This window comes from Leucobacter soli, assembly GCF_042659205.1.
Lineage (GTDB): Bacteria > Actinomycetota > Actinomycetes > Actinomycetales > Microbacteriaceae > Leucobacter > Leucobacter soli.
In genome coordinates this window covers 1-988 of record NZ_JBHSRW010000418.1, presented here as the reverse complement: position 1 = coordinate 988, position 988 = coordinate 1, and the positions used below count along the sequence as shown (strand labels likewise).

Sequence of the window (988 nt, the reverse complement as noted above, 5' to 3'; positions counted from 1 at the left end):
GCGCGGCACCGACCAGACGGAGCAGCTGCGCGTGCACGGCTTCGCGGTCATCCAGCGTGGGCACGGCGAGCCCGCTCAGCAGGGAGGCGATCTGCTCGCGCGGTGCGAGGCCCAGCTCGCCGACGACGAGCTCCAGCGGCTCCGCCCCGACCCCGACGCGCTCCTGCGAGAACCGGATCATCCGCTCCGCGATCTCCGTCGCCTCCGGCAACTCGGCCGGCAGATGCAGGCCGGTGCGCGCGAAGTCGAAGTCGGGATCGGGTCCCCTGGCTCCCCCCGCCGCCGGGGCGGTCAGCGCGCCCAGGAGCATCTCGGGCGCGAGCAATGCACCGCGGTAGTCGCTCGGTTCGAGGACCACGACAGTTCCGTGCTCCCGGGCCACCTCGAGCAGGGAACGCAGAGCCGCGGCTCCCTGCACGGCGTCCGTGTCGAGCGCCCAGCATCCGGTTGCGGTCGACGACGACGGCACCAGACGCGCAGGATCGACCGCGAGGCGCGCAACCCCGGGATCGCGGGCGAGCCGACGCAAGCGTTCCAGCTCCCGGCGGGCGCCGGCGGGGCCGAGCACCGGTTCGCCGCCCAAGGCGAGCACGGTATCGAAGCCGGCCTCCCGATTCGCCCGCAGCACGGTCCCGAGTCGCTCCGGGAGCGCCTCCGTCTCGCTCGGCGGCTTCACCGCAAGCACCAGGTGCGCGACCCGTTCGCGCAGCCAGCGCCTCGCCATCGGTAGCACGGCCCAGGGCAGACCGAGCGAGGCGATGCCGCCGGTGCGCATCGCGAGCCGATCCTTCGCTGGCAGAGAGGGTGGGAGATCCTGGGAGAGGGTGCGGAGACCGAGCGCGGCGGTGAACGGGTCCGCGGTGCCGATCACGGCCTCGAGCAGTTCGCGCGTGAAGGCGGCGCCGTCGTCGTCGCGGCGCGCGCCCTCGAGCAGATCGGGTGTCGCGCTTCGCGGATCCGTGCGCGTCGGCACGTCGACCTCGGCCCG

At 74.1% G+C, this 988-nt stretch carries 1 pseudogene; it reads right to left on the bottom strand.

The features are described 5' to 3' along the window. Window positions 1-988, bottom strand: a pseudogene (locus ACFPZL_RS13640) (hypothetical protein); the annotation flags it as partial.